Source organism: Ruthenibacterium intestinale, assembly GCF_040096265.1.
Lineage (GTDB): Bacteria > Bacillota > Clostridia > Oscillospirales > Ruminococcaceae > Ruthenibacterium > Ruthenibacterium komagatae.
Genome location: NZ_JBBMFA010000078.1, coordinates 1 through 24,669, shown reverse-complemented (window position 1 = coordinate 24,669; position 24,669 = coordinate 1). Strand labels below are relative to the sequence as shown.

22 protein-coding genes and 1 other annotated feature are annotated in these 24,669 nt (G+C 50.9%); all 22 genes read right to left on the bottom strand.

The features are described from left to right. Positions 1-152: 152 nt before the first annotated feature. The 22 genes from WMO24_RS06055 to WMO24_RS05950 all read right to left on the bottom strand — a co-directional run bounded on the left by WMO24_RS06055 (position 153) and on the right by WMO24_RS05950 (position 24,573). Positions 153-824, bottom strand: coding sequence for a sigma-70 family RNA polymerase sigma factor (locus tag WMO24_RS06055; RefSeq protein ID WP_349215417.1), 672 nt, complete (start codon positions 822-824; stop codon positions 153-155). 32 nt (positions 825-856) lie between these two features. After that, the gene (gene spoIIAB / locus WMO24_RS06050; protein WP_349215416.1) at positions 857-1,285 is read right to left on the bottom strand and encodes an anti-sigma F factor; all 429 of its coding nucleotides are present in this window, start codon (positions 1,283-1,285) and stop codon (positions 857-859) included. A gap of 13 nt (positions 1,286-1,298) precedes the next feature. Continuing rightward, positions 1,299-1,598, bottom strand: a complete 300-nt coding sequence (locus WMO24_RS06045; protein WP_349215415.1) for an anti-sigma factor antagonist — start codon at positions 1,596-1,598, stop codon at positions 1,299-1,301. A 92-nt stretch (positions 1,599-1,690) separates the two neighbouring features. Beyond that, the gene (locus tag WMO24_RS06040) at positions 1,691-2,962 is read right to left on the bottom strand and encodes a bifunctional folylpolyglutamate synthase/dihydrofolate synthase (RefSeq protein ID WP_349215414.1); all 1,272 of its coding nucleotides are present in this window, start codon (positions 2,960-2,962) and stop codon (positions 1,691-1,693) included. A 63-nt stretch (positions 2,963-3,025) separates the two neighbouring features. After that, the gene (locus WMO24_RS06035; protein WP_349215413.1) at positions 3,026-5,647 is read right to left on the bottom strand and encodes a valine--tRNA ligase; all 2,622 of its coding nucleotides are present in this window, start codon (positions 5,645-5,647) and stop codon (positions 3,026-3,028) included. Then, positions 5,644-6,690, bottom strand: coding sequence for an acyltransferase family protein (locus WMO24_RS06030; RefSeq protein ID WP_349215412.1), 1,047 nt, complete (start codon positions 6,688-6,690; stop codon positions 5,644-5,646). The genes WMO24_RS06035 and WMO24_RS06030 overlap by 4 nt, the downstream gene beginning before the upstream one ends. Positions 6,691-6,735: 45 nt before the next feature. After that, positions 6,736-6,946: a binding site (T-box leader), on the bottom strand. A 39-nt stretch (positions 6,947-6,985) separates the two neighbouring features. After that, positions 6,986-8,461: a stage IV sporulation protein A gene (gene spoIVA / locus WMO24_RS06025; RefSeq protein ID WP_349215411.1), complete on the bottom strand. Its 1,476-nt coding sequence runs from the start codon at positions 8,459-8,461 to the stop codon at positions 6,986-6,988. 15 nt (positions 8,462-8,476) lie between these two features. After that, positions 8,477-9,997: a DUF3794 and LysM peptidoglycan-binding domain-containing protein gene (locus WMO24_RS06020; RefSeq protein ID WP_349215410.1), complete on the bottom strand. Its 1,521-nt coding sequence runs from the start codon at positions 9,995-9,997 to the stop codon at positions 8,477-8,479. A 267-nt stretch (positions 9,998-10,264) separates the two neighbouring features. Beyond that, positions 10,265-10,882 (bottom strand): thiamine diphosphokinase, encoded by a 618-nt coding sequence (locus tag WMO24_RS06015; protein WP_349215409.1) that lies wholly within the window; start codon positions 10,880-10,882, stop codon positions 10,265-10,267. Positions 10,883-10,919: 37 nt separating this feature from the next. Then, a complete protein-coding gene (gene rsgA / locus WMO24_RS06010) occupies positions 10,920-11,822 on the bottom strand; it encodes a ribosome small subunit-dependent GTPase A (RefSeq protein WP_349215408.1) in 903 nt (300 codons plus the stop codon). Then, positions 11,792-13,051 (bottom strand): PASTA domain-containing protein, encoded by a 1,260-nt coding sequence (locus WMO24_RS06005; protein ID WP_349215407.1) that lies wholly within the window; start codon positions 13,049-13,051, stop codon positions 11,792-11,794. The genes rsgA and WMO24_RS06005 overlap by 31 nt, the downstream gene beginning before the upstream one ends. A 214-nt stretch (positions 13,052-13,265) precedes the next feature. Next, a complete protein-coding gene (pknB, locus tag WMO24_RS06000) occupies positions 13,266-15,326 on the bottom strand; it encodes a Stk1 family PASTA domain-containing Ser/Thr kinase (protein WP_349215406.1) in 2,061 nt (686 codons plus the stop codon). Position 15,327: 1 nt separating this feature from the next. Further along, positions 15,328-16,071 (bottom strand): Stp1/IreP family PP2C-type Ser/Thr phosphatase, encoded by a 744-nt coding sequence (locus WMO24_RS05995; protein ID WP_349215405.1) that lies wholly within the window; start codon positions 16,069-16,071, stop codon positions 15,328-15,330. Further along, positions 16,068-17,108 carry a dual-specificity RNA methyltransferase RlmN gene (gene rlmN, locus WMO24_RS05990; protein ID WP_349215404.1) on the bottom strand — a complete coding sequence of 347 codons (1,041 nt, stop codon included), beginning with the start codon at positions 17,106-17,108 and terminating at the stop codon, positions 16,068-16,070. Before rlmN ends, WMO24_RS05995 begins: the two co-directional genes overlap by 4 nt. A 51-nt stretch (positions 17,109-17,159) precedes the next feature. Continuing rightward, the gene (gene rsmB, locus WMO24_RS05985) at positions 17,160-18,461 is read right to left on the bottom strand and encodes a 16S rRNA (cytosine(967)-C(5))-methyltransferase RsmB (protein ID WP_349215403.1); all 1,302 of its coding nucleotides are present in this window, start codon (positions 18,459-18,461) and stop codon (positions 17,160-17,162) included. A gap of 12 nt (positions 18,462-18,473) precedes the next feature. Continuing rightward, positions 18,474-19,400: a methionyl-tRNA formyltransferase gene (fmt, locus tag WMO24_RS05980; protein WP_349215402.1), complete on the bottom strand. Its 927-nt coding sequence runs from the start codon at positions 19,398-19,400 to the stop codon at positions 18,474-18,476. A gap of 3 nt (positions 19,401-19,403) precedes the next feature. Then, entirely contained in the window at positions 19,404-19,928 is a 525-nt protein-coding gene (def, locus tag WMO24_RS05975) for a peptide deformylase (protein WP_349215401.1), read from the bottom strand. A gap of 16 nt (positions 19,929-19,944) precedes the next feature. Next, positions 19,945-22,197: a replication restart helicase PriA gene (gene priA / locus WMO24_RS05970; RefSeq protein ID WP_349215400.1), complete on the bottom strand. Its 2,253-nt coding sequence runs from the start codon at positions 22,195-22,197 to the stop codon at positions 19,945-19,947. A 20-nt stretch (positions 22,198-22,217) separates the two neighbouring features. Beyond that, positions 22,218-22,784, bottom strand: a complete 567-nt coding sequence (gene gmk, locus WMO24_RS05965) for a guanylate kinase (RefSeq protein WP_349215399.1) — start codon at positions 22,782-22,784, stop codon at positions 22,218-22,220. Next, the gene (gene remA / locus WMO24_RS05960; RefSeq protein WP_349215398.1) at positions 22,777-23,043 is read right to left on the bottom strand and encodes an extracellular matrix/biofilm regulator RemA; all 267 of its coding nucleotides are present in this window, start codon (positions 23,041-23,043) and stop codon (positions 22,777-22,779) included. Before remA ends, gmk begins: the two co-directional genes overlap by 8 nt. A 33-nt stretch (positions 23,044-23,076) precedes the next feature. Next, complete coding sequence (locus tag WMO24_RS05955) at positions 23,077-23,955, bottom strand: YicC/YloC family endoribonuclease (RefSeq protein WP_349215397.1); 879 nt, start codon at positions 23,953-23,955, stop codon at positions 23,077-23,079. 111 nt (positions 23,956-24,066) lie between these two features. After that, a complete protein-coding gene (locus WMO24_RS05950) occupies positions 24,067-24,573 on the bottom strand; it encodes an NUDIX hydrolase (RefSeq protein WP_349215396.1) in 507 nt (168 codons plus the stop codon). Positions 24,574-24,669 lie beyond the last annotated feature (96 nt).

Here is a 24,669-nt window from a genome sequence, read left to right as displayed (position 1 = left end):
CTTTCCTATTTTAGCACTCTCTTGCCCTTTTGTCAAGAACTTTTTTCGTGCTCTTTTCGGTCGGCTTTTCGCTCTTTCGTACCCGTCTACATCTGTGACGGTTTTTATATATTACCACCGTTGTCGAAGAATGTCAATATGAATTTTTAAATTTATTCTAAAAGTTTTTCGCGCATTCTCTGCAGAAGTTTTCGTTCTCTTCGTGAGATTTGCACCTGTGTTGTGCCAAGTACTTTTGCCGTTTCGCTTTGGGTTTTGTTTTGGAAAAAGCGAAGGTAGATCAACATTCTTTCTTCCTTTGTAAGTGTGTTTAACACACTCTTTAAACTGAGTTTGTCTGTCAGCACTTCCTCACAGCTCTCTTGCGGAATGTCAAACTCTTTATTACCGTCCTCATCTGTTACGGGTGTAAGAGAAAGCGCCGGCAGAGAGGCACTCATGGCATCTGCCACTTGTTCCGGTGTGACATCCAATCGTTTTGCAATTTCTGATACTGTCGGTTCCTGCCCGGTTTGCTTCAAACACTTTTCGCGAACGGCATTTACTTTAATCCCCAATTCTTTCAAAGAACGGCTGACTTTTACTGAACCGCCATCTCGAAACAGCTTTTTGATCTCCCCCAGAATAACTGGCACAGCATACGTAGAAAAACAAAGTCCTCTGCTCTCGTCAAAACCGTCATATGCCTTAATCAGCCCCATGCATCCGGCCGCGTACAAATCATCGTACTCAATACCGCGCCCCTTAAAACGCCCTGCACAGGAATGCACCAATCCAAGATTGTTTTCAATAAACTCCGCCCGTGTTCCAACTGTAACTGGCATAGAATCCCCGCTTTCCCTAGTTATGTACCTTTTTAGCGGGAGCCCAGTTTTTTCACCAACGTTACACGCGTTCCTCTGCCCGGTTTTGAACTCACTTTGATTTGATCCATAAAACTTTCCATAACTGCAAATCCAAGCCCGGCACGCTCCTCTCCGCCTGTGGTAAACAACGGCTGCATTGCCTGCTGCACATCTTCAATACCGCACCCTTTATCCGCAACAATAATGCGCAGTTCATTTTCTTCATAAAAAGAGACCGTCACGGTGATCAGCCCAATGGTGTCGCGATAGGCGTGAACGATACAATTGGTCACAGCCTCCGAAACAGCCGTTTTGATATCTGCCAGCTGATCCAGTGTAGGGTCGGCCTGTGCAGCAAAAGCAGCTACCGCGCTGCGCGCAAACCCCTCATTGACGCTACGGCTCGGGAAAGTAAATTTTACAGTATTGATTGGTTTCATATCCCTGTACCTCTCATTCTTTTGATTCGATTCCCGCGAGTGAAAGCATTCGCTGAATCTCTCGGGGTGCTTTTTGAACAACTACGATGCCGCCCAGAGAATTAATCAAGCGATGACGTCCTAAAATCAGACCGATTCCTGAAGAATCCATAAAAGTCACGCCCGAAAAATCCAGGGTCAAAGTCTTCGGGGATGCCGCCCGCACCCGTTCGTCGATCTGCTCACGCAAAATGGCAGCCCAGTGATGGTCAATCTCTCCAGACAGCAGCGCCGTCATGTTTTCGCCGTCTTCGCAGATGATTACCTGTGTCATAATACAAAGCTCCTTTGACAAAAGAAAAAGGCATATCGCCTATGCATTAAGCATACGCAATATGCCTTATATTTTTTGTTAAAAAGCGTCGTTCAGCGCACAAAAACTTTTCTTGCTTCCGAAGCAAGATAAAGGCTTCCGCATACCAGCAGACCATTCTCCATTTCTGACCGCGCCATCTGCAAAGCCTGCGGCACCGTAGAAACCGGCGTCACATCTGAATAGAACCTTCGAGCAATCTCTGCCAGCTGCTGCGCTGTAATCGCTCTGGGACTGTCGGGAGTAACCGTATACAGCTTTCGAATATACGGGCTCAAAATCTGCAGCATCTGATCTGCACCTTTTCCATTCAGAATGCCTATTACAGCTGTCAGATCCTGCACCTTCGCAGTATGAAGCGTATCCGCCAAAGCCTTTGCCCCGTCCACATTATGCGCGCCATCAAGAATGATCAACGGGTTTTGCGACAGAATCTCAATTCTGGCGGGGAACCGCGCCTTTCTGATTCCCTCGATTATCGCATCATCTGGAACATCCAGCCCTTTGTCTGTAAGAGCAATTGCCGCTTCCACCACTACCGATGCATTGTAAGCCTGGTGTTTTCCTGGGAACGGTATCTGCAAGCCATATCCGCCGTAGTTGATCCGATTTTCAAAAGGACGCCCTTTGTAGAAATAAAAATCCTGCAATTCCGGCACAACCATTTGCGAGCAATTCGCCTTTTGCGCCCGGACCACAATTTCATCCATCGCCTCTTGCGGCTGAACCGGATAAACGACCACTGCGCAATGATTTTTTAAAATGCCGCACTTTTCAAAGGCAATTTTTTCGTAGGTATCTCCCAGCAATTCCGTATGGTCTTTTCCAATTGCCGTAATGCACGCCACCAGCGTATTTTGAACCGCATTGGTGGAATCCAGACGACCGCCCAAACCTGTCTCCAGGCAGACAATATCGCACTTCTCTTCCGCATACCACAAAAGAGCTGCCGTGGTGACCGCATCAAACTCCACGATGCTGTCCCAGCCCTCTGCCTGCAGTTCTTCCATTGCTTCACGAACCCGGGTCAGATGCCGCGCCAGAACTTCTTCTTGGATCATTTCGCCATTGAGCAGGAAGCGCTCCCGAAAGTCCAAAACATAGGGACTGATATTGCAGCCCACTTTATACCCTGCTTCTTTTAAAACACTGGCCAGCATCACTGTAACACTGCCCTTCCCGTTGGTTCCTGCCACATGAATGAAGCGCAAATCTTTTTCCGGATGGCCCAGTTTTTCCAGAAGAAGTCCGGTATTTTCTACTCCGCAATGTCCTGCAATCCGCGGGAGCCCATGCACCCATTCCACCGCCTGCAAATAATCCATCTTATACCCTCCTGCGAGCGCAAAGCCGGAAAGGGCAGCCAGAGGGGCTGCCCTTTCTTCTTTTTACGCCAAAGCCTTCAAAGACTCTTCAATTTTTGCCAGCTTGTCCACAGCGGCAGCATGTTTTGCGCGGATGTCGTTGACCACTTTTTCAGGAGCCTTGCTGACAAATCCCTCATTGGACAGTTTCGCCTGGAGAGAAGCCAGATCTTTTTCACACTGCGCCTTTTCCTTATTCAAACGCGCCAGCTCTTTCTCGCGGTCAATCAGTTCCATCATGGGAATAAACGCACGTGCGGCATGTGTAACGACCTGAACGACACCTTTGGTCTCACCCTCATACGCAGGCGTAAAGTGGACTTCGTTTGCAAAAGCGAATTTTGCAAGATAGCTCTTTCCTGCTTCAAAAGGAGCCGCATCCGTCGTTTCGATGATCATCGTCGTACGCTTTGTGGGGTGCACGCCCATATCATTGCGCACTGCGCGAACCGCCTTGATCAAATCCATCACTTTTTCAAAGCTCTGTTCCTCAGCCGCATAGCACTGCGCCTCATCGTACACCGGCCAGCTCTCTGTCACCAGAGTTTCCCCGGTACCAGGCAGCGCTGTATAAATCTCTTCTGTGATAAAGGGCATAAACGGATGCAGCAGCTTCAAAGCCCCTACCAGAATGCTCACGAGCAATTTGCGTGCGGAATCTGCCTCCTGCTCGTCTTCCGAGTTCAAGCGCAGCTTGGCGATCTCGATGTACCAATCGCAATAAACATCCCAAATGAAATCCTGCACTTTTTGAGCTGCGAGACCCAGTTCAAACTTATCCAGATTTTCCGACACGTTTTTGACCAGCGTATTAAAGCGGGACAAGATCCATTTGTCCGCCATGGTCAGCGTAGCGGGATCACCCGGCTGGAAATTTTCGGGCAGATTCATCATTACAAAGCGCGCAGCATTCCAAAGCTTATTGGCGAAGTTGCGGCTTGCTTTCACCTTTTCGTCCGAGAACCGCATATCGTTGCCCGGAGTGGAGCCAAGCACCAGCGTCAGACGCAATGCGTCCGCGCCGTAATCTTTGATGACCTCCAGCGGATCAATGCCGTTGCCCAGACTTTTGGACATTTTTCGTCCCTGCGCATCACGAACAAGGCCATGAATGAGAACCGTATTGAACGGAACCTGATCGGTATACGTCAATCCGGAGAAAATCATGCGGCTGACCCAGAACGTAATAATGTCGTATCCGGTGACCAGTGTATTGGTCGGATAGAAATATTTCAAATCTTCCGTTTCTTCCGGCCACCCCAGGGTGGAAAACGGCCACAGTGCGGAAGAGAACCAGGTGTCCAGCGTATCTTCATCCTGATGAACCGGCTTGCCGCACTTCGGGCAGACTGTCAGCGGTTCCGCAGAAACCGTGATTTCCCCGCAGTCATCGCAGTAGTAGGCCGGAATCCGATGGCCCCACCACAGCTGACGGCTGATGCACCAGTCACGGGTATTCTCCATCCAGAAATAATAGTTCTTGTCAAAACGCTCGGGCACAAATTTGATGCGACCATCCCGCACTGCTTCGATTGCAGGACCTGCCAGAGACACCATCTTCACAAACCACTGCTTGGACACCATGGGCTCCACCGTGGTTCCGCAGCGATAGCACGTTCCCACGTTATGGGGATGCGGCTCAATGGACGCCAGATAACCGCCCGCTTCCAAATCGGCTACGATGGCCTTACGTGCCTCATAACGATCCATTCCGACATATTTTCCGCAATCATCGGTCATATGCGCGTCATCCGTCAACACCTTAATGATCGGCAGATTATGCCGACGGCCCACTTCAAAGTCGTTCGGGTCGTGTGCAGGCGTAATTTTTACAACGCCTGTTCCAAATTCCATATCTACGTATTCATCGCAAACAATGGGGATTTCCTTGTTGACCAACGGCAAAATAACCTTTTTGCCATGCAGATGGCGGTAGCGTTCGTCATCGGGATGCACCGCCACCGCAGTATCACCCAGCATCGTCTCCGGGCGCGTGGTCGCCAGTTCCAAGTACTCGTCGGTTCCCACAATCGGATATTTCAGATGCCAGAAAAAGCTCTGCTGATCTTCATACTCCACCTCTGCATCCGAAATGGAGGTCTTGCAGTGCGGGCACCAGTTGATAATGCGCTCTCCGCGATAAATCAGGCCCTCGTCGTACAGCTTTTTAAAGACCTTCAGAACCGCACGTGAGCAACCTTCATCCATCGTAAAGCGTTCCCGCTTCCAGTCGCAGGAACATCCGAGTTTCTTCAACTGTTCCACAATGCGTCCGCCATACTGCTTTTTCCAGTCCCAGGCACGCTCCAAAAACTTTTCGCGGCCGAGGTCCTGCTTGGTCAGGCCTTCTTCTTTCATTTTCGCCACGATTTTCGCTTCTGTGGCAATCGACGCATGGTCGGTACCGGGCACCCACAGCGCGGCATATCCCTGCATCCGTTTGTAACGAATCAGAATATCCTGCCAAGTCTCGTCCATCGCGTGCCCCATATGCAGCTGTCCTGTAATGTTGGGCGGCGGCATTACAATGGTATACGGTTTCTTTTCGGGATCACGCTGGGTGTGGAAATAACCGCTGTCCACCCATTTGGAATACAGACGATCTTCCACAGAACCCGGATCATAGATTTTATCAAGCTGTTTCATACTGATGTCCTCTCATCCTTCCTCTTGGTTTCAAAAGTTCCAAGCATCCACGGGAAATACCGTGATGCAGGCAAAGCAATCAGATAATACGCAGCAAGCATCATAAACACTTCCTGCAAAAGCATTGCCGCGCCGCCTGTTTCGGTAAGCGAAAAGCCCAGCGCCTCAAACGCCAGCGGAACCAGCAACTTCACGATGCTCTCCGCACCGCAGAACGCCAGAGTATGTCGTCCGGCCCGGCACAGGCCCGGCACCGCCTGAAGCACCAGCGCAACCGCCATGGCACACCAGATCCCATTGATCTCCAGTAAAAACGTCATGACTGCAGACAGATTGAAACTCATCTCTTCTATTCCGAACAGACTCGGGAAATACCCTCTTCCAAAGTAGAAATCCGTATAGAAAACATAAAAATTGACCAGTGTCAATCCGCCGAGAAGAATTTTCAGCCAAAGACGCGGACTGGTCTGCCTCCATTTTTGATAGCACACGCTGGCACAGTCGCCCAAAGAATAATAAATCAGAAAACGGCCCGCCAGTTCGATGCCCCAAGGCAGATACGGTCCTTCGTTGGTAAACTTGACCAGGCACGAAATCAAAAGGCTTGCCGCAAGCAGCAGCGGCTTTTTTCGAATCCACTTCATCAAAACCTGATAATAAATGCTCATCAGGAACAGGCACGGCAAGAACCACAAAGCCGGAAACGCCACGTCGTTTCGCATTGCGCGGAAAATCCGACGTACAATATCAATGATTTCCCCTTGAGGAAGCTCCAGCACGAAGGCTTTCAGCGCCAGTGCCAAAAAACTGAACGCAAAATAGGGAATCAAGATTCGTTTGGCTTTTTCTGCCACAAACGCGCCCAAGGGCTTGTCCTTTCTTCTGCCGGCAGAAAAGCCGGATGCAAAGAATAAAATCCCCAGTGCAGTATTCTGCGCCAATATGCCAAAACGTCCCATTCCGTCTGTGTGCGCGAGGTAAACGAAATAGACGCCGATCAGTTTCATAATGTCCAGCCAGCCAAACCGCTCCTTCTGCTGCATGCCATGCCCCCTTTTTAAAAACAAAAGCCGTCCCATGTGAAAATCACATGGGACGGCTGAAAACCGCGGTACCACCCATTTTGGCTTTGTATAAGCCCACTCAAACCCTTTAACGCAGAGATACGAAAACGGCTGTGCAAAGTTCACCGTTTCTGCTCCAAAGCGACCATGCTTTCGCGTGTCTGCCGGTTTCCACCCGCCCGGCTCTCTTGTAAAGGCACTGATGCAAAAGCAACCTCTTTTTCACAGCATTTATGTATATAAGAATACTGTGTTCGCTTCGGTTTGTCAAGCGTCAGAGAATGATGCAGATCAGGCCCGAACAGCCTTCGTTGATCACGCGCTCCAATGTTTGCTGAATGCGCTGCCTGGCTTCCGGAGGCATGTTGAGCAGCTTGTTCTGCAACCCTTCATTGACCAGCTCATGCAGGCTTTTTCCAAAGATATTGCTCTGCCAGATTTTCAAAGGCTCGGCTTCAAAATCAGATAAAAGACTGGTCACCAGCTCTTCTGACTGCTTTTCCGTGCCCACAATGGGCGCCACCTCTGTGGCAATTTCCGCCCGCATCATGTGAATGGACGGTGCGCTTGCGCGCAGGCGCACGCCGTAGCGCCCTCCCTGCCGCATAATCTCCGGCTCCGCCAGCCGCAATTCATCCATGGACGGCAGCACAATCCCGTATCCCGTCGCATTGACTTCTTCCAGCGCACTTTCGATTTTTTCATACTTGCGACGAATATTCGCCAGATTGACAATACAGGGCATCAGGCTTGCTTCATCAAACACATCCAAACCGGTTTCTTCGCTAAGGATTTTGTAAAAGATATCCTCCTGCAGATTGAGCTCCATGACTACACAGCCGGTGCCCATATCCAGAGAACGCAGATGCCCGCCCTTGATGTATTCGCATTGAACCGGATTTCCCGGCTGAATCGCATCCTTCATGATAGAGATTCCCTCTGCGTACTGCTGAACCGCTTTATAGACGGAATCCTGAAGCCAATGACCCGGCTCCAACGCTGTCACCCAACGGGGCATTGCAAACGCGATCTCTTTCATGGGAAACTCAAACAGCACCTGTTTCAAAATCTCCGTGATATCTTCCACTGTCAGATCCACACAGCTCACCGGCAAAACCGGGCGCCCGTATTTAGCGCTCATGGCTGCAGCCAAATCCCTGCTTTCCGGCGATTCCGGAGCCACGCAGTTCAACAGGATCACATAGGGCTTTTGAATTGCATCCAGCTCTGCAATCACCCGCTGTTCCGCTTGCTCATATTCCGCTCTGGGAATATCGCTGATCGTTCCGTCTGTAGTAATCACCAGGCCGATGGTGGAATGCTCGCAAATTACCTTTCTCGTCCCTGTCTCTGCAGCCACATCAAAAGGTACTTCCTCTTCAAACCAGGGACTTTTTACCATGCGCGGCTTCTCATCTTCCTCATGGCCCATGGCGCCTACAACCATATATCCTACACAATCGATCAAGCGGGTTCGGAAGGTCACGCCGTTGTCAAGGTCAATAGACACCGCCTGTTCCGGAACAAATTTGGGCTCGGTCGTCATAATCGTTCGGCCGGCTGCCGACTGAGGGAGTTCGTCTCTTGCCCGCTGCGCAAACGCGTCGTTTTGAATTTCCGGCAGCACCATCAACTCCATAAACCGTTTGATGAACGTGCTTTTACCGGTGCGCACGGGCCCCACCACACCAATGTAAATGTCTCCACCCGTCCGTTGAGCGATATCCATGTAAATATCCGAATGAAACATCTCCTTTTCCCCTCCTTACAGTGATGACGGGATCAGCAATTTGCAGGCCTCTGTCAATGGGCCATCCGATACTTGATTGGCCGTTGCAATTGCCTGTGGAGAAGCCGCATATCTCTTTGCAATGTCAAAGAGATCCTCTCCCGGCTGTGCAAAATAGATACGCAATGCAATGTCCCCGTCTTTTCGCTCTCTGGGGCCCGTAGAGCGCACGTCCTGCAGCACATCTGTTTTTCGGAACCCCGTCACCAATGCTTTCACATGGACCGCAGCATGTGCTTCTGTTTCTGTTCCGGCCTGGCGTGCTGTTGTATCCTGGGCAGAAAGTTCATATTGCACCATCATATTCTGTGAGGCTTCCGGATAGATTCCCGGAAGAAGTTCCTCGCAGATTTTGTCATAACAGTCCAGTTCACCCAAGGCATTTTTACACAGTAAATGCAGCATCGCCCGGCAGCGCAGCACACTGCCCGCATCCTGCTCCACAATGTCCAGAGAGAGTGGTGTTGCCCAGGCTTCCAGAACTTGGGCATGCTCATCCGGAAGTGCACCGGATGTTCCCAATTCAAAGGCGCTGTCGATTTCATCCAGAATAAACTCCATGGAACGTTCGCCTCTGTTCATTTCAATCTCATCCTGCGTGGAAAAAGCATCACAGACAGCAATCTGTTGAATCTCCCGATACACCCGCACCTGAACCAATGCCGTAATGGAAAGCAGGTTTTGTTCGGGTGACTCTTCCGGGCCGGCAGTAATCGTACAGCCTGTGGGCTCCACTAACACGAAGGCCTTGCAGTTCTCACTTGCGCCATCCACATCCATCACCGTATTGAAGGGGGCCTGCTTTTTCTCATGAATGAATTCCTCCCCCGGAGCGGCTCGGTACACAATCTCCGTCGATAACGTTCCTTTCACGACCGCTTTTCCCGTCAGCAGCTTCACTTCGGAAATTTCGCTTTCGCACCGTGTGGAAAGAATCATCACAGGCATTTTTTCAAAAGAAATGTCTTCTTCTGCAGTAATCAGCTTTTCCTGAATTCCCACATTGGCAATCCCGGCCAGTTCGCAGGTTTTCTGCTCAATTCCGCCGCCTGCCAGTGCGGTAATGATCTCATTCTCTTCCTGTGCGCAGGCAGTGATATTTAATGCGTACGCGCCGCGCACATCCACGCGGCGTCCGCTGACAGCGCGACAATTCAGATATTCCGGTTCTCCTGAAATCTGAATGACAGGAGCAACATTGGCAGTTTCCCGCAGCTCCACCTGTTTTGTAAAGGGGATCTTCTGCTCTGTTTGACACAGCCCCTCTTCTCCATCGCCCTGATAGTATACAATACAGCGCAAATATCCTTCTGCCGTCAACCTGCCTGTCATTACCTGTTTTTGCAAAACAACCGGATACACAAAGCACTTCACAATTTTAAAGACTTGCGGCAGATAATCCGGGATCAAGATTTCCGTTTCCACCGGAAGTTCCAGCTTTGTCTCGCATATATTCTGCGAAGTCATCACAGTGTCTTGATACGATTTCAACTCCATACGTCCTGTCGCCCCTTTCGCTGTTCTAGCTAATCTATATTCACGGACGTGCCACAATATGAAAAAAGAAATCCGGATATGCGATTTTACCTGCATACCCGGATTTCTCCATAGCAAACGATTGAATTTATTTCACTTTAAAAAGCGCCTTCAAAATACCCGCCAGACATTTGGGACTTTTCCACACAACTACTTTCATTGCCCAATTCCTCCCTCTGCAATGGATTATGCCATTCTATACAAATGCAGAGAAAAATGTTCCTCCTTTTACATATGGCAGAACATCAAATATAAAGAACCTTTTTTGAAAGAGATCATTGCTTTCTCGTCCACAAATTCGTTGCTGACTCCCACCGGAAAAGCATTGGTCAGCGTGGCATCGGTAAGTGGATACTTCAGTCCGCGCAGTGTAACACCACCGGTCTCCTTTTCCGCCGTAAAGAGCGAAACATAGACGTCCTCTCTCTTTGCAAACTCATATGTTCCCGGAAGCAGAACTGTCACCTCTGTCGTCTCATCCACCAGAAATCCTTTTACACCGGATTGGGCCAAATAGAAAAGCGTTTGCAGGTTGGCCATCGTATGATCAAATCTCCCGCCGATTCCGCCCAGAATCACCACTTCTTCAAAGCCGATCTCCAGCGCTTTGCGCACTGCATAATAGGTATCTGTATCGTCTTTCTCCGCCGGGAGACGTACTGTGCGAGCATCCAGTTCCGGTGCTGGCGCACTGTCATAATCTCCCAAAAGCAGGTCCGTCTTGACGCCCAAAGCCCGGGCACTCTCGTATCCTGCATCTGCGGCAATCACATAATCCGCATTGTCCCACCACTCATGCAGTGCAGCGGAAACCGGCAAGGCTGCAAAAATCACACAGCGTTTCATAAACATCCTCTCCTGAAAAAGCAGAGGTGAGCACCGCTCACCTCTGCCAGTCATCCCGTTGCTTCGCTTCCTGATAAAGCGCAACGTAACTCTCATAACGGGTTTTATCCAATTCGCCCTGCTCCAATGCACGGCGTACGGCACACCCTTTTTCAACCAGATGCGAACACCCTGTAAACTGGCATTCTCCAAAATAGCGGGCAATATCCGGAAATGCAAACTGCAGATTCTCTTTCGGAATCGCGGCAGCCCGCTCCATATCCAAGCTGGCAAATCCCGGCGTATCTGCCACCAGGCCATCGCAACACTCGTAAAGCTGAACTTCCCGCGTCGTGTGACGCCCCCGACCGAGTTTCCGGCTGATTTCACCTGTTTCCAAAGAATGATCCGGCAAAAGTGCGCTGAGCAATGTAGACTTACCTACCCCGGAATTGCCGCAGAACACACTGAGCTTTCCGGAAAGCATCTCTCGCAAAGCATCCATTCCGGTTCCATCCATCGCATTGACGCACAAAACCGGAATTTGGGAATGTTCATAACAGCTTGCCAAACCGCTGGCACTCTCCAGATCCGATTTTGTAATCAAAAGGATCGGTTGCACATTCCGGTCCACTGCAATCGCAGTCAATTTGTCAATCACCAGTGTGCTCGGCACCGGCTGCACCGTGCTGGCCACAATGAAAAACTGATCCACATTGGCAATCGGCGGTCTGACAAACACGTTTTTTCGGGGCAAAATCTCTGAAATAACCCATGCGTCTGCCTGTTTTTCAAGGCGCACACAATCCCCTGCCACCGGGGTAATTTTTTTCTTGCGAAAAATTCCTTTGGGTTTGCACTCCACCACGCCTTCGCTGGTGTGAACATAATAAAAACCGCCGATGCCTTTTACAATATAATTTTCTAAAATCATTCCGGTGCCTTTCTTGTCTGCAGGCATACATAACAGAACTGATAGCCGTTTTCATCGGGCGGTGACCAGGAATGAACATGTCCGGTCTCTGTCACATCCGGCACTTCCGGCTCACCGGAAGAAACATAGAGCGTCACCGTGTCTCCAGCCTGCAAAAGAATTCCGGGCTGCGGCGACTGGCTCAGCACGGTTCCTTTCGGAGAAGAGCTGTCCCGTGTTACTACTTTGACCTTCAACTTCAGTGGAAGCAAAAGATTGTTTGCTTCCGACTGTGTTTTTCCGACGCAGTTCGGAACATTCGAACTCTTCGATTGATCCGCCTGGCTTACATAAAGGGAAACCGTTGTTCCTGTCTGCACGGTTTCGCCCGCCACCGGGTCGGTCCGTAGGACTGTATCCGGATCATCTTCTTCGCTTTCCTCATACCGAATCAAAACTTCGACGCCCAGCTCCTTCAATTTTTCCCGCGCCGTTTCCCGTTTCCATCCGGACACATCCGGAATTTCTACATATTCAGTACCCTTGCTTACACGCAAGGTAATCACCGAATTTTCTTTGACCTTTTTGGGCGGTTTCGGGGACTGATCGTAAATCACTCCCTCTTCCACCTCGGAATTATACTCTTCTTCAAACTGAAGCTTAAAACTGGCATAGGCAGGGTTGCTTTCCACTTCCTCACGTGTCATCTGCGTGAAATTGGGCAGCTCCACATCGTCGGCCGTCGTAAACAAAGGGTTGCCGGAAAACAGGAAAAGCGCCGCGATTAAAAGGATGCTGCACAGTGTAAAGACCAGCGTAAACCAGCCCATATAAAACGCAAAATGGTGTTTTTTCTTCACGGCATCTTCGTCATCTTCACCGCACACCTGTTTCGAAGCCGGCTCTTGCAGTGTCTGTGAAGTCTTTTCCGGCTCAATAGACGGCTGCGGAACTTCATCGTCCACCTGCTCATTCTGCAGGGGCACAAATTCCTGCTCTGCCTCTTCCTCTGCAGTGTCCAAAGATTCGGCCGCTGTTTCTTCTGCAACCGGCATCTGCTCAACGACCGGCTCCTCTTCCGCTGGCTCCTCCGGCGCTTCCGTCGTCACCGGTTCCTCAGCAACTACGTCTTTCTCAGCCGCCGGTTCGCTCATACTCACAGAAGTATCTTCTGCTTGCTCCGCCTCCCTGTCCGGTTCAACCGGTACTGCCGGCTCTTTCTCCACTGGTTCCGGCACAACAGATTCGTCAGAAATCTCAATCGCTGCCTGTTCCAATTTTCGGGGGCGAGGCCGCGGTGCCTGGTTGTTTTTCCGCGGCCGTCCCCCTTGTTTTCGCTGTTTCTTTCTTCTGGCTGGCGAAACAGATTTTTCCTTACCCTCTGCCGATCCGCTTTCTTCCCTGACAATTGGATCGTTGAAGATTTCCTTTTCATGTTCCATTACGAACGATATGACCTCCACTTTTCATTGATGCTTTTGGGCCGCACAATCAGCCTCCCGCACCTTCTGCCGGTGTGGATGAAGAAGACGGCACAACCGTCGAACTGGAAGACGGAACATCACCACCGGGAGTCGCACTGCCACCGTATGGGCCAACGACAACGTCGCCACCATTCTCGGTAAAGTCAACCGTGATGGTATCACTCCAGCCCGGAATGGGTCCTGTAATCACAAGCGTACGCACTCCGGAAGACGAGAACACAACGGCACTGCTGCCTGCTACGCCGCGGGTAGAATAAGCCGGCGCGCTCTGTCCGTCATCCAGCGTACATGTCCAAGTTCCGCCGTCATTGGTATCCAAGAACTGAAGCGTGATGGTACGATTGCGATTCTGAATTCCGGTAGAAACCGTATAATGCACTGCCTTGTTCTTCTTCAGTGTTGAACCGGCTTCCGGCGTCTGCGAAATAATAGTTCCGGCCGGCGCTTCATTTTCCACTTCATTGGCGGTTCCCAACGTCAGGCCCGCGGCCTCAAGCGTTTTCTGAGCCGTTTCCACATCCATATTGAGAATGCTGGGGACCAGCGCGTCTGTATCCACGTGCTCACGGCTGACCACGACTTCGACCATCTGGCCGCTCTCATATTCGGTATTGGCCACCGGATCAGTATTCAGTACAATGCCCTCCGCAACATCGGTGCTCTCCTGCTTTTTCACCCGCACGCTAAATCCGGCCTCTTTCAAAGTCTTCTGTGCCTCTTCCTGCGTCATGCCGACTACATCCGGCACGGTCAGCATCTGCACGCCTTTGCTGACGCGCAGCGTAACCACAGAGTTTTCCTTGACCTTTTTGGGCGCCTTGGGCGACTGGTCGTAAACAATCCCCGCTTCCTTTTCGCTGTTGTATTCCTCTTCCACTTCAAAACGGAAAGGATACTGACTATTATTTATGATGTCATCCACGTTCATATTCGTGAAGTTGGGCAAGTCCACATCATTATAGCGTGTAAAAAGCTGATTCGGCGCACTCTTGAAAATCACAATAACAAGAATGATCGCACCGATGGCAAATGCGGCCGCCACACCGGCCAAAATCGGAAGCGCCATCCGCCAATTTCCGCTGCCGGAAAGCGCACTGACAAAGCCGGCCTTTTTCGCCGGAGCTTTTCTCCGATTCGGTGTTCTGGCAGGTTGTTTTGAAGTCGTTTTACTCACCACTTTATCCACATAACGTGTCGGTTCCGGATCATTGAGATATTGGTATTCAAACTTCACACTCGGGTTACGCTTGAATTCTTCCAAATCCGCCAGCATGGCGCGCGCTGAAGGATACCGATCCCGCGGGTCTTTGGCCATCGCGCGATTGGTAATTGCTTCCAGCGCCTCCGGCACTGCGGCATTCAACTGGCGCAAAGGCGTAGGCGTATCGGAAATTTGTTTGATTGCCACAGAAACAGGACTGTCCGAATCGAAGGGAAGCTTTCCGGACAGCATTTCGTACATCATAATGCCGACAGAATAAATATCCGCCTTAGCATCTGTGGTATCGCCGCGTGCCTGCTCCGGACTGATATAGTGGACCGAACCAATGGCTTTGTCTGTCATGGTTTGGCTCTCGCTGCGTGAAAAGCGTGCGATTCCAAAATCCATCACTTTGATAGAGCCGTTGGAAAGGAGCATAATGTTCTGGGGCTTTACATCGCGGTGAACGATGCCCTTTTCATGGGCATGATGCAGTGCCAAAAGCACCTGCGTCACAAAATGCAGCGTTTCTTTATATGTGAGGGGCTGCGCGCGATACTCCATATATTCTTTCAGGGTGATTCCGTCGATGTACTCCATGACAATGTACTGCAAATTGCCCGTCATGTTTACATCGTACACCTTGACGATATTGGGATGATCCAACACAGAAATTGCTTTTGATTCATTTTTAAAACGACGAACAAGGTCTGTGTTCTCCAAAAATTCTTCCCGCAAAACCTTGATCGCTACTGTACGCCCTGTCTGCGTATCATGGCCTTTGTAAACATTGGCCATTCCGCCAGACCCCAACAGTTGTTCAATCAGATAACGGCCATCCAGCCGCTGGTTGATTAAATTATCCATATTATTTCTCCGCAGCCTCCACTTCTACAAGTAAAACCGTAATGTTGTCCAGTCCGCCCGCTTCCAGGGCGGCGTCCACCATACGATCTGCAGCAGTAAAGAAATCATCTTTTTCCAAGATGGACTCCATTTGATCAATCGTGACGAAATTACTCAGGCCGTCTGAGCACAGCAAAAGAATGTCACCCGGTCGAACCGGAATGGAATTACAATCCGTCAAGACCTCTGCCCCTACGCCCAGCGCCCTTGTGATCAGATTTTTGCGCGGATGGGTAGCAGCTTCCTGTTCCGTGATTGCCCCTTGCTCCACCAGCTCCTGCACCATGGAATGATCCCGCGTCAGCTGACTGAGTGTATGTCCATGATAAAGATACGCGCGTGAATCCCCGACATGTGCATAATACGCCATGCTCTTCTGGATAATGGCGCACACAGCTGTGGTACCCATTCCCCGCGTTGCAGGATTCTCCATCGCTTTTGTGTAAACAGCATCATTTGCTTCTTCCACAGCTGCGCACAAAAGCTCGTACGCGGATTCCTCATTGTGAACGCCCGGCACACCTTCCAGAAAAACCTCTTCCATTTTTGCCGTTGCCAGGTTGCTGGCCAGTCTGCCGCCACGCGCACCGCCCATCCCATCGCACACAACTGCCCACGCGGTATCATCCGGCAGGCGGCCGGCACGATAGCTGTCCTGGTTTTCCGCACGCTGGTTGCCAATATCCGTCTTCGCCACCAGCCTCATGTGGCTGTTCCCCCTTTTGCCTCACGCCGCAATTGTCCGCATGCTGCGCTGATATCTGACCCCAATCTCCGGCGAACCGTAGCATTTACACCCAGTTTTAAAAGCGTCTCCTGGAACCGTTTCACATTCGCTGCATCCGTCGCCGAATAGGGTGAGCCATCCACGGGGTTGATCGGGATCAGGTTCACATGAGCCCCCATTCCCCGAATCAGCCGTGCCAGTTCCTGCGCGGTGGCGTCGCTGTCGTTCACCCCGTGAACCATGGCATATTCAAAGCTGATTCGCCGGCCCGTCTCACGCTGGTACGAACGGCATGCATCAATCAACTGTTCCACCGGATACGCATCGTTCACCGGCATCATCGCACTTCGCATCTCATTGAGCGGGGCGTGCAAAGAAATGGAAAGCGTCAGCTGCAAATGTCTTTGCGCCAGCTTTTCAATCATCGGCACAAGGCCGCAGGTGGAAAGGCTGATGTTCCGCATTCCAATATTGACGCCTTCCGGAGATGAAATAATCGATAAAAAGTCCATGACGTTGTCAAAATTGTCGAGCGGTTCACCAATTCCCATCAGAACGATATGAGACACTCGCTGTCCCATGTCGGCCATGGCCGCATAAATTTCCCCTGCGATTTCCCCAGCTGTCAGATTTCGTACGCGTCCGCCCTGCGTAGATGCGCAAAAACGGCATCCCATACGGCATCCGACCTGTGAAGACACACAAACAGTATTGCCGTAAGAGTACTGCATCCATACCGTTTCAATGCAATTCCCGTCCGGCAGGCGAAACAGATATTTCACCGTACCATCCCGCGACTGCTGTCTCCTCTCAATGGAAAGCGTTTCGATCAGGCATTTTTCCTCAAGCTGTGCAAGAAACGTCTTGGGCTGGTCGGTCATCTCGGAAAAAGAATGCACGCCTCGCTGATGAAGCCAATGAAAAATCTGCTTTGCACGAAAAGCCGGCTGCCCTTGTTCTTTTACAAAAGAAGTTAACTGCTCCAGCGTGAATGAAGAAATCCTTATCTGACTCATTGTATCACAATCTCCATCAAGATTCTACCGAAAATCGCAAATTATCACCATTCAACGGGTTCTCTCCAAACATGCAACAAAAAAGCCGTCCGCTTCCTGCTCATATGGATAAAACGTCGTCATTCCACTATTTTCTTTCGAATACGGTACTTTTTTCACATAAAATTCAGAATTTTCCCGCAAAAACGCCTGCACTGTTTCTTCGTTTTCATCCGGATTTAAAGTGCAGGTAGAATATACAAGTCTGCCGCCGGGTTTTACATACTTTGCCGCCGTGCACAGAATCTCGCGCTGGATGCGCAAAAGTTCCGGAAGTCCTTTCAGGTCCTTGCAGCGTATATCCGGTTTTTTCGACAAAATTCCCAAACCGGAGCAAGGCACATCGCACAGCACCGCATCTGCGTCACACAGCTTTTTATCAAATACGGCTGCATCCGCGCAGCGAACCTGCCCGCAGGTCACACCGCACCGCCGGAAGGCCTCTTCAATCAAGGACAGCCGATTCTCCGCCGCATCCCGGGCACAGAGCTGTCCCCGGTTTTCCATATACTGTGCCAGAGTCACACTCTTGCCGCCCGGCGCGGCACAAAGATCCAGCACTTTCTCTCCGGGTCTTGGAGACAAAGCGGCACAGGCGATCTGCGATGCTTCTCCCTGCACATGAAACATTCCTCTTTGGAACGCCTCATCTGCGGCGAGATCCCCGTGAAAATCCACATAGAAGCATCCCGGCACCCGGCCTTCCCGCACGGAGACTCCCTTCTCCTGAAAGTACTTTCGCAAAATCTCCGGACTGGTTTTCAACGAATTCACCCGAATGCACAAATCCGGATGTGAAAAGCTGGCGCGCAGAATTTCTTCACAGCGATCAGGCAGTTTTTCCAAAAACAAAGCCGCTATTTCCGGGGAAACACTGTACACCACGCTCAACCGCTGTATTGGATCGGAAAAGGTTTCCTTCTCCAAATCAATTTCCGAAGCCCGGCGCAACACAGCATTGACCAATCCCGACGCACTGGTTTTCCGCATTCCTTTGGTCAGCAGCACCGATTCGTTAACTGCAGCATGAATCGGAACACCGTCCATCCACCGAATCTGATACAATCCTGCGCGCAAAATAGCCCGCACCACTGCGTCCAATTTGCGCAAAGGGCGGTTTAAACATTTCTGCAGTAAAAAATCAATGGTGAACTGCCGCTCTACCACACCGTAAAAGACAGCGGAAAGGAATGCTTTCTCCCGGGCAGAAAACCGGGGGTTTTTCTCCAGTACATTCTGCAGCACCAGATTGGAATAGCCCCCCTGCTCCTGCCGCAAAAGCGCGTTAACGGCTGCGTAACGAACCTTATCCATGTTTCCCTGTCCTCATTCCAAAACGTCGCCCACGCTAAAGCGGCGCCCTGCGGCCCAGGCGTTGCCCGCCATGGGTTTACTGCCTTCCGGCACAACTTCCACCAGTTCCAGCGCGCCCTCTTTGCATGCAACAATCAGCGGATTCACCGACAAAATCTGTCCGGGAGCGCCGTTCTCCGAATGCCGTTTGGTGCGGCGCACCTTAATTTTTTTGCCATCGTATACAAAATACGCAATGGGCCACGGATTCAGCCCGCGGACAAGATTATGAAGCTGCTGCGCCGGCTGCGCGAAATGGAACAAAGCCATCTCTTTGGACAGCGGTGGTGCCAAGGTTGCCTGATCGTGCTGCTGCGGAACAGGAGCGACCTCTCCCGCGGCAATGCGGCGGATTGCGGTGCACAACAGGGCAGCGCCTGCGCCGGATACTTCTTCAAACAGCTCTCCGCTGGTCATATCCTCCGGAATGGCAACCTTCTGCACAAAAAGGATGTCTCCTGTGTCCAGCCCTTCATCCAGCTGCATGATGGTGACGCCTGTTTCTTTCTCGCCGTGAATAACCGCCCATTGCACCGGAGCCGCCCCGCGATATTTGGGCAAAAGCGACACATGCAAATTGATTGCGCCGTACCGGGGAATTTTCAAAATTTCCGGCGGCAAAATACGCCCATAGGCCACCACGACAATCAAATCCGGTGCCAGCTGGCGAACCTGTTCCACAGCCTGCGGCGTGCGCAGCGTTTTAGGCTGAAAAACATCGATCCCGTGCGCCTGCGCAACCTGCTTCACCGGAGGAGCCGTCAGAATCTGCTTGCGCCCCACGGGCTTGTCCTCACGGGTAAACACCCCGCAAACCTTATACTCTTCAGGAAGAGTCTCCAGCATCGTACGCAAACTCTGCGCTGCGATGTCCGGCGTTCCCATGAACAGAATTCTCATGATTTATTCCTCTTCTTCGATCTCGTCTTCTTCCAGATCTTCATAGAAATACTCTGCGCGGTCCAAAATGGTAACCCCGTTTAAGTGGTCGTTTTCGTGGCAAATGCAGCGTGCCAGCATTCCTTCTGCCTCAATTTCAAAAGGATTGCCATTTCGGTCAAAGGCACGCGCCTTCACTTTGGCCGGCCGACGTACCGCACCGTTGCGTCCCGGGAAGGAAAGGCATCCCTCATACTGCATAATCTCGCCTTCCGTCGAAAGGATTTCCGGGTTGATAAACTCCAGATACTTTGTCTCGTAATCCTCCGGACGCTCGCCGTCTTCCGGCAAATCCCGTTCGTCAATGCTGATAAAAATCCGCCGCATGACGCCAACCTGAGGTCCTGCCAATCCATATCCGTTAGCATCCGCCAGTGTTTCCCGCATGTCATCCAGCAGCTGCGCCAAACGGTCATCAAAAGCCGTTACAGGGCGGCACTTCTTTTTCAAAATCGGATCTCCATCCTGCACAATCGTTCTCAAAGCCATCTTATAAACCTCCCAATCAAATATCCGCATCGGAATAAAAGTCAAGATAAACCGAAGCCTGCGATGCAAGTCCCTTTTCATTGTATGCGTCCAGCACTGCACGCATCAGTTTTCGAAAAGCCGTATCGTTGCGGCATTTCAACGTTAATTTATATCGATAATGGTGATTGACCATCGCCACGTTCATGGGCGCAGGCCCCAGTACCCGCAGCGGGACGTTCGTCATGCGCCGGGCATTTTTCTGTACCAGCTGCGCGAATTCGTAAGCGGCGCGCATCACCTTCTCATCCTCAGCCCCGCTGAATCCCACCATGCAAATGGCACAAAAAGGCGGGTAAAGATTCAATTTGCGAAACTGAATTTCCTGGTCATAAAACGAACGGTAATCCTGGCAGGCCGCCAGCTTCAGCACCGGATGCTGCGGATCTACTGTTTGAATCAACGCGCGGCCCGGACGATCGGACCGTCCACCGCGTCCAACCACCTGCGTGATCAGACTGAACACATTTTCGAACGCGCGAAATCCCTGCGCAAACAGCAACTGATCAATGCCGAGAACCCCGACCAGCGTTACCTTTTCAAAATCCAAGCCCTTGGCTACCATTTGCGTACCGAGCATAATGTCGTATTCGCCGTTTGCAAAACGGCGAAGCATGGTCTCGTGAGCATTCTTTCCGGACGTGGAATCCAAATCCATACGCAGGACGCGCGCCCTGGGGAAGCGTTCTTTTAACTCCTCTTCCACACGCTGTGTTCCAAACCCGGTATACTTCATTTTTCCGCCACAGGTCGGGCAGATTTCCGGCACCGGTGAAATGCTCTTTCCGCAGTAATGACACAGCAATTTATGATCTGCTTTATGATACACCATCGGGACACTGCATGCATCGCACTTGATCACTTCGCCGCATGCGGTACACATTCCCACTGTTTTATAACCGCGCCGATTCAATAGTAAAATACTTTGTTCTCCGCAATCCAGATTGCGCTGCAGCTCCTGTGCCAAGCGGTTGCTGATCGCACCGGAATTCCCCTGCGCCAGCTCTTCCCGCATGTCCACCATGGCCACATCCGGCAACGGCATTCTGTTGTACCGTTCGGTCAGTTCCACCAAATGATACCGGCCGGCACAGGCTGCATGATAACTCTCAATCGACGGTGTTGCGCTGGCAAGCAGCAACAAAGCACGATGTGTTACTGCGCGGCGCTTGGCAATGTCGTGTGCCAAAAAGCGCGGAGCATTTTCCGAATGGTATGTGTGCTCCTGCTCTTCATCGATGATAATGACACCAATCCGTGAAAGCGGTGCAAAAATCGCACTGCGGGTCCCCACCACAATATCCGCGCCGCCCGTTTGAATCTCCCGCCATTGAAGAAGGCGCTCTGTGTTGGAAAGCGCAGAATGCTGAACCGCCACCCGGCTGCCAAAGGCCGTTTTTAAGCGATAAATCATCTGCGGCGTCAGCGATATCTCCGGCACAAGCACCAATGCCTGTTTTCCCTGCGCGATTGCCTTTTCGATCAATTTCAAAAATACAAGCGTTTTTCCGCTGGAGGTGACCCCATGCAACAGAGCGGCATGAGGATTTTCGTCATCCATGAAAGAAGCCAGCTGAACAAAAGCCTTTTGCTGGGCCGGACTCAGCGCAGGCGTTTCTCCAGACGCGGTGTAATGTTCATACAGAGAAAGCGTACGGTCACGCTGGGTGCGGATCAGAGTTCCCTGCGCACACATACGATCCAAAACATTTTTGCTGATTCCGATTTCCAGCAGCTGCGTCTGCGTCAAGGGCCCTTGCTCCAAAGCATCCCACACCGCACGCTGTTTTGAAGTCCATTTGGACGGAACGGCTCCACGCTGGTATACATTTTCTGTATGCCGAACAATTTGCTTTTGAAGCCGCGGTTTTCCCCCTTCATTTACCGCTTTATACTGCGCGCCATAGGGGATCACCGCTTTTACCGCTTCGTAATATGTGCAAAAGGTCTTTTCTCTCAACTCATGCACCAGTTCCAAAAGTTCCGGAGAAAGACGCGCTTCTTCGGGGGCAACATCGTAAATTGCTTTCAGTCGCTTGTCCGGCTGTTCCTGGCAATCCACTGCCAGAACAACACCCATCCTTGCTTTGGCGCTGCCGCGTCCGAACGGAACAAGGACCATACTGCCGATCTGAACACGCTCAGACAAAACATCCGGCACCAGATAGGTATAAAGTTTGTCAAAATGAATGGTAGCTCCCGCCACCGCTACCTGTGCCGTGATTGCCAAAAGCTCCGCTCCTTATCTGTTCATTCTTCCAATCGCTTGCGCAAAATGGAATAAACTTTCTCAGCACAACGGTCCACGTCATCGTTGACGACCGAAAAATCATACTGTGCTTTGCGTTCAATCTCTTCCTGCGCTCTTGCAAGCCGCTTTTGAATGACATCTTCCGGCTCTGTTCCACGGCCGTGGAGACGTCGGCTCAACTCTTCCAGGCTGGGCGGCATAATAAACACCAGCGTGGAATCCGGATACAACTTCTTAATATTGGCTGCACCGATCACTTCAATCACCAACACCACGGGAATTCCCGCGTCCAGCCGCCGATCGACTTCGGATTTCGGCGTGCCATAATACCGATCACAGTAATGCACATACTCCAGCATTTCGCCGCGCTCGATCTTCTGTTCAAACGTCTCATTGGTCATGAAATAATAATCAATTCCCTCTTTTTCACCATTGCGAGGTGCACGGGTTGTAGCAGAAACCGACAACTCGATTTCCGGATACTTTTCCATCATGCGGCGAACGACTGTGTCTTTTCCCGCGCCCGAAGGGCCGGAGACAACCAGCAGATGACGCTCCTTATTCATCTTCCAATTCCTCCTCATCTTCGGATGTATCTGTGAAGCGATTTGCCACCGTCTCGGGCTGAATTGCCGACAAAACCACATGATCCGAATCCGTTATGATTACCGCACGAGTCCGGCGTCCATAGGTCGCATCGATCAGTGTTCCTTTATCTCGGGCCTCCTGCACAATCCGCTTAATCGGTGCAGACTCCGGACTGACGATTGCTACCAAGCGGTTCGCACTTACCATATTGCCAAATCCTATATTGATCAGCTTCATAAAAGTGTTCCCTCTCCTATCCTAAATCGTACGTCATTCAATATTTTGAATCTGTTCCCGGATCTTCTCGATTTCACCCTTCATATCGACTACCATGCGGGTAATTTCCAGTTCGTTGCATTTGGAACCAATGGTATTTGTCTCGCGGTTCAGTTCCTGTGTCAAGAAATCCAATTTTTTTCCGATGGGAGAATTCATCTCCAAAAAATCTCTGTACTGTGCAATGTGACTGTGCAAACGAACCGTTTCCTCATCCACGGCCGTCTTGTCCGCAAAAATCGCCGCCTCCGTCAAAAGACGAGCTTCATCAATGTTCCGGTCTTCCAGGATAGTCTGCAGCTTTGTATAAAGCTTTTCGGTATAGCGCGATACTCGGCCCGCGCTGTTTTCTTCAATAGCCGACACTGTTTTTTCCAGAAATGCCAAACGGCCAAGGATATCCTCTTTGAGCTTTGCTCCCTCCACGCCGCGCATCTCCACAAAGTTGGCCAGAGCTTTCTGTGCCACCGTCTGAACATCCTGCCAAATCTGTTCCTCATCCTGCGGAGCCTTCTTGGCAGTAAACACATCCGGGAGACGAATCAAAGATGATGCTTTCAAATCATTCGCAATGTTCAGTTCCGCGCACAACTCATTCAGCGCATTGGAATATTGGCGCGCCAATTCCACGTTTGGAACGATTTCCGTATCAACCGTTTCCAAATTCTGCACCGTCAGGCCCAATTCAACCTTTCCTCGGGAAATATCGGCCGAAAGAAGTTTTTTCAGCCGATCATCCAGAAAGGCATAGCTGCGCGGCATACGCGAAGAATATTCGAAAAAGCGCGAATTCACACTTTTGATTTCCACCGTGATATCGCGGCCATGCAATACTTCCTCCGCACGGCCGTATCCCGTCATGCTTAAAATCATATTCCTTTCCTCTTTCACCAAATAATAGTTAGGTTTATTGTACACTTTTTCCAGATTATTTGCAAGAAAAAGGGAGTGTGTCCACTCCCTGAATCTCCTTTATTTTATGTCTCAAAATTGTTTTAAAAAAGAAACAAGCGCACTCCTGTACAAGGGGAATCTGCTCTCCGGGCACAATTTGCCTGCTGCCCACAGCGCAAGCAATTCCTCCCAGTCTACAAGAATCGCCTGTACGGTCTCCTGTTCATCCAGCACCACCTGAGGAAGAGCAAAATTCATGCGAACCGCATACGTGTCCACAAAACGATCTTTCAGTCGGATACTGTGTATCAGATACATGTTTTCCGGATCCGCCCTCAGCCCGGTTTCTTCTCGCAGCTCCCGAACAGCACCACACAGACTGCTCTCTCCCGCCTGAATTGCGCCGCCTGTACATTCCCACATCAATCCTTTCGGCTTAGAAGGATGCCTCTGTGTCAGCAGCACTTTGTTTTCGAAGTTGACCGTCCACACATCTCCCACCAGATGATAGTCCCCCGGTGCCAGCGGCTCTCCCCGAACGTGCGTTCGACCTGTAGGAGCGCGGTTCACATCATACACATCCCAAAGCTCTGCCATACCCGTCCCTCCGTTCTGTAAAATAGTAACCCACCAGCGAAGCTGGTGGTTCTTCAGAAGCGGGCAAAGCCCTAAAATACTAGCCACGCCTAAAGG

What these genes read in the sequence shown, in the direction of transcription:
- WMO24_RS05995 (WP_349215405.1), bottom strand. Translation starts at nt 16,071, where the DNA reads ATGAGGCTGGTGGCGAAGACGGATATTGGCAACCAGCGTGCGGAAAAC.
- spoIVA (WP_349215411.1), bottom strand. Translation starts at nt 8,461, where the DNA reads ATGTTTCATTCGGATATTTACATGGATATCGCTCAACGGACGGGTGGA.
- WMO24_RS06020 (WP_349215410.1), bottom strand. Translation starts at nt 9,997, where the DNA reads ATGGAGTTGAAATCGTATCAAGACACTGTGATGACTTCGCAGAATATA.
- rsmB (WP_349215403.1), bottom strand. Translation starts at nt 18,461, where the DNA reads ATGGATAAGGTTCGTTACGCAGCCGTTAACGCGCTTTTGCGGCAGGAG.
- WMO24_RS06030 (WP_349215412.1), bottom strand. Translation starts at nt 6,690, where the DNA reads ATGCAGCAGAAGGAGCGGTTTGGCTGGCTGGACATTATGAAACTGATC.
- pknB (WP_349215406.1), bottom strand. Translation starts at nt 15,326, where the DNA reads ATGGATAATTTAATCAACCAGCGGCTGGATGGCCGTTATCTGATTGAA.
- WMO24_RS06055 (WP_349215417.1), bottom strand. Translation starts at nt 824, where the DNA reads ATGCCAGTTACAGTTGGAACACGGGCGGAGTTTATTGAAAACAATCTT.
- WMO24_RS06035 (WP_349215413.1), bottom strand. Translation starts at nt 5,647, where the DNA reads ATGAAACAGCTTGATAAAATCTATGATCCGGGTTCTGTGGAAGATCGT.
- WMO24_RS06040 (WP_349215414.1), bottom strand. Translation starts at nt 2,962, where the DNA reads ATGGATTATTTGCAGGCGGTGGAATGGGTGCATGGGCTCCCGCGGATT.
- spoIIAB (WP_349215416.1), bottom strand. Translation starts at nt 1,285, where the DNA reads ATGAAACCAATCAATACTGTAAAATTTACTTTCCCGAGCCGTAGCGTC.
- gmk (WP_349215399.1), bottom strand. Translation starts at nt 22,784, where the DNA reads ATGAATAAGGAGCGTCATCTGCTGGTTGTCTCCGGCCCTTCGGGCGCG.
- WMO24_RS06015 (WP_349215409.1), bottom strand. Translation starts at nt 10,882, where the DNA reads ATGAAACGCTGTGTGATTTTTGCAGCCTTGCCGGTTTCCGCTGCACTG.
- def (WP_349215401.1), bottom strand. Translation starts at nt 19,928, where the DNA reads ATGGCTTTGAGAACGATTGTGCAGGATGGAGATCCGATTTTGAAAAAG.
- fmt (WP_349215402.1), bottom strand. Translation starts at nt 19,400, where the DNA reads ATGAGAATTCTGTTCATGGGAACGCCGGACATCGCAGCGCAGAGTTTG.
- remA (WP_349215398.1), bottom strand. Translation starts at nt 23,043, where the DNA reads ATGAAGCTGATCAATATAGGATTTGGCAATATGGTAAGTGCGAACCGC.
- WMO24_RS05955 (WP_349215397.1), bottom strand. Translation starts at nt 23,955, where the DNA reads ATGATTTTAAGCATGACGGGATACGGCCGTGCGGAGGAAGTATTGCAT.
- rlmN (WP_349215404.1), bottom strand. Translation starts at nt 17,108, where the DNA reads ATGAGTCAGATAAGGATTTCTTCATTCACGCTGGAGCAGTTAACTTCT.
- WMO24_RS05950 (WP_349215396.1), bottom strand. Translation starts at nt 24,573, where the DNA reads ATGGCAGAGCTTTGGGATGTGTATGATGTGAACCGCGCTCCTACAGGT.
- rsgA (WP_349215408.1), bottom strand. Translation starts at nt 11,822, where the DNA reads ATGCCTGCAGACAAGAAAGGCACCGGAATGATTTTAGAAAATTATATT.
- WMO24_RS06045 (WP_349215415.1), bottom strand. Translation starts at nt 1,598, where the DNA reads ATGACACAGGTAATCATCTGCGAAGACGGCGAAAACATGACGGCGCTG.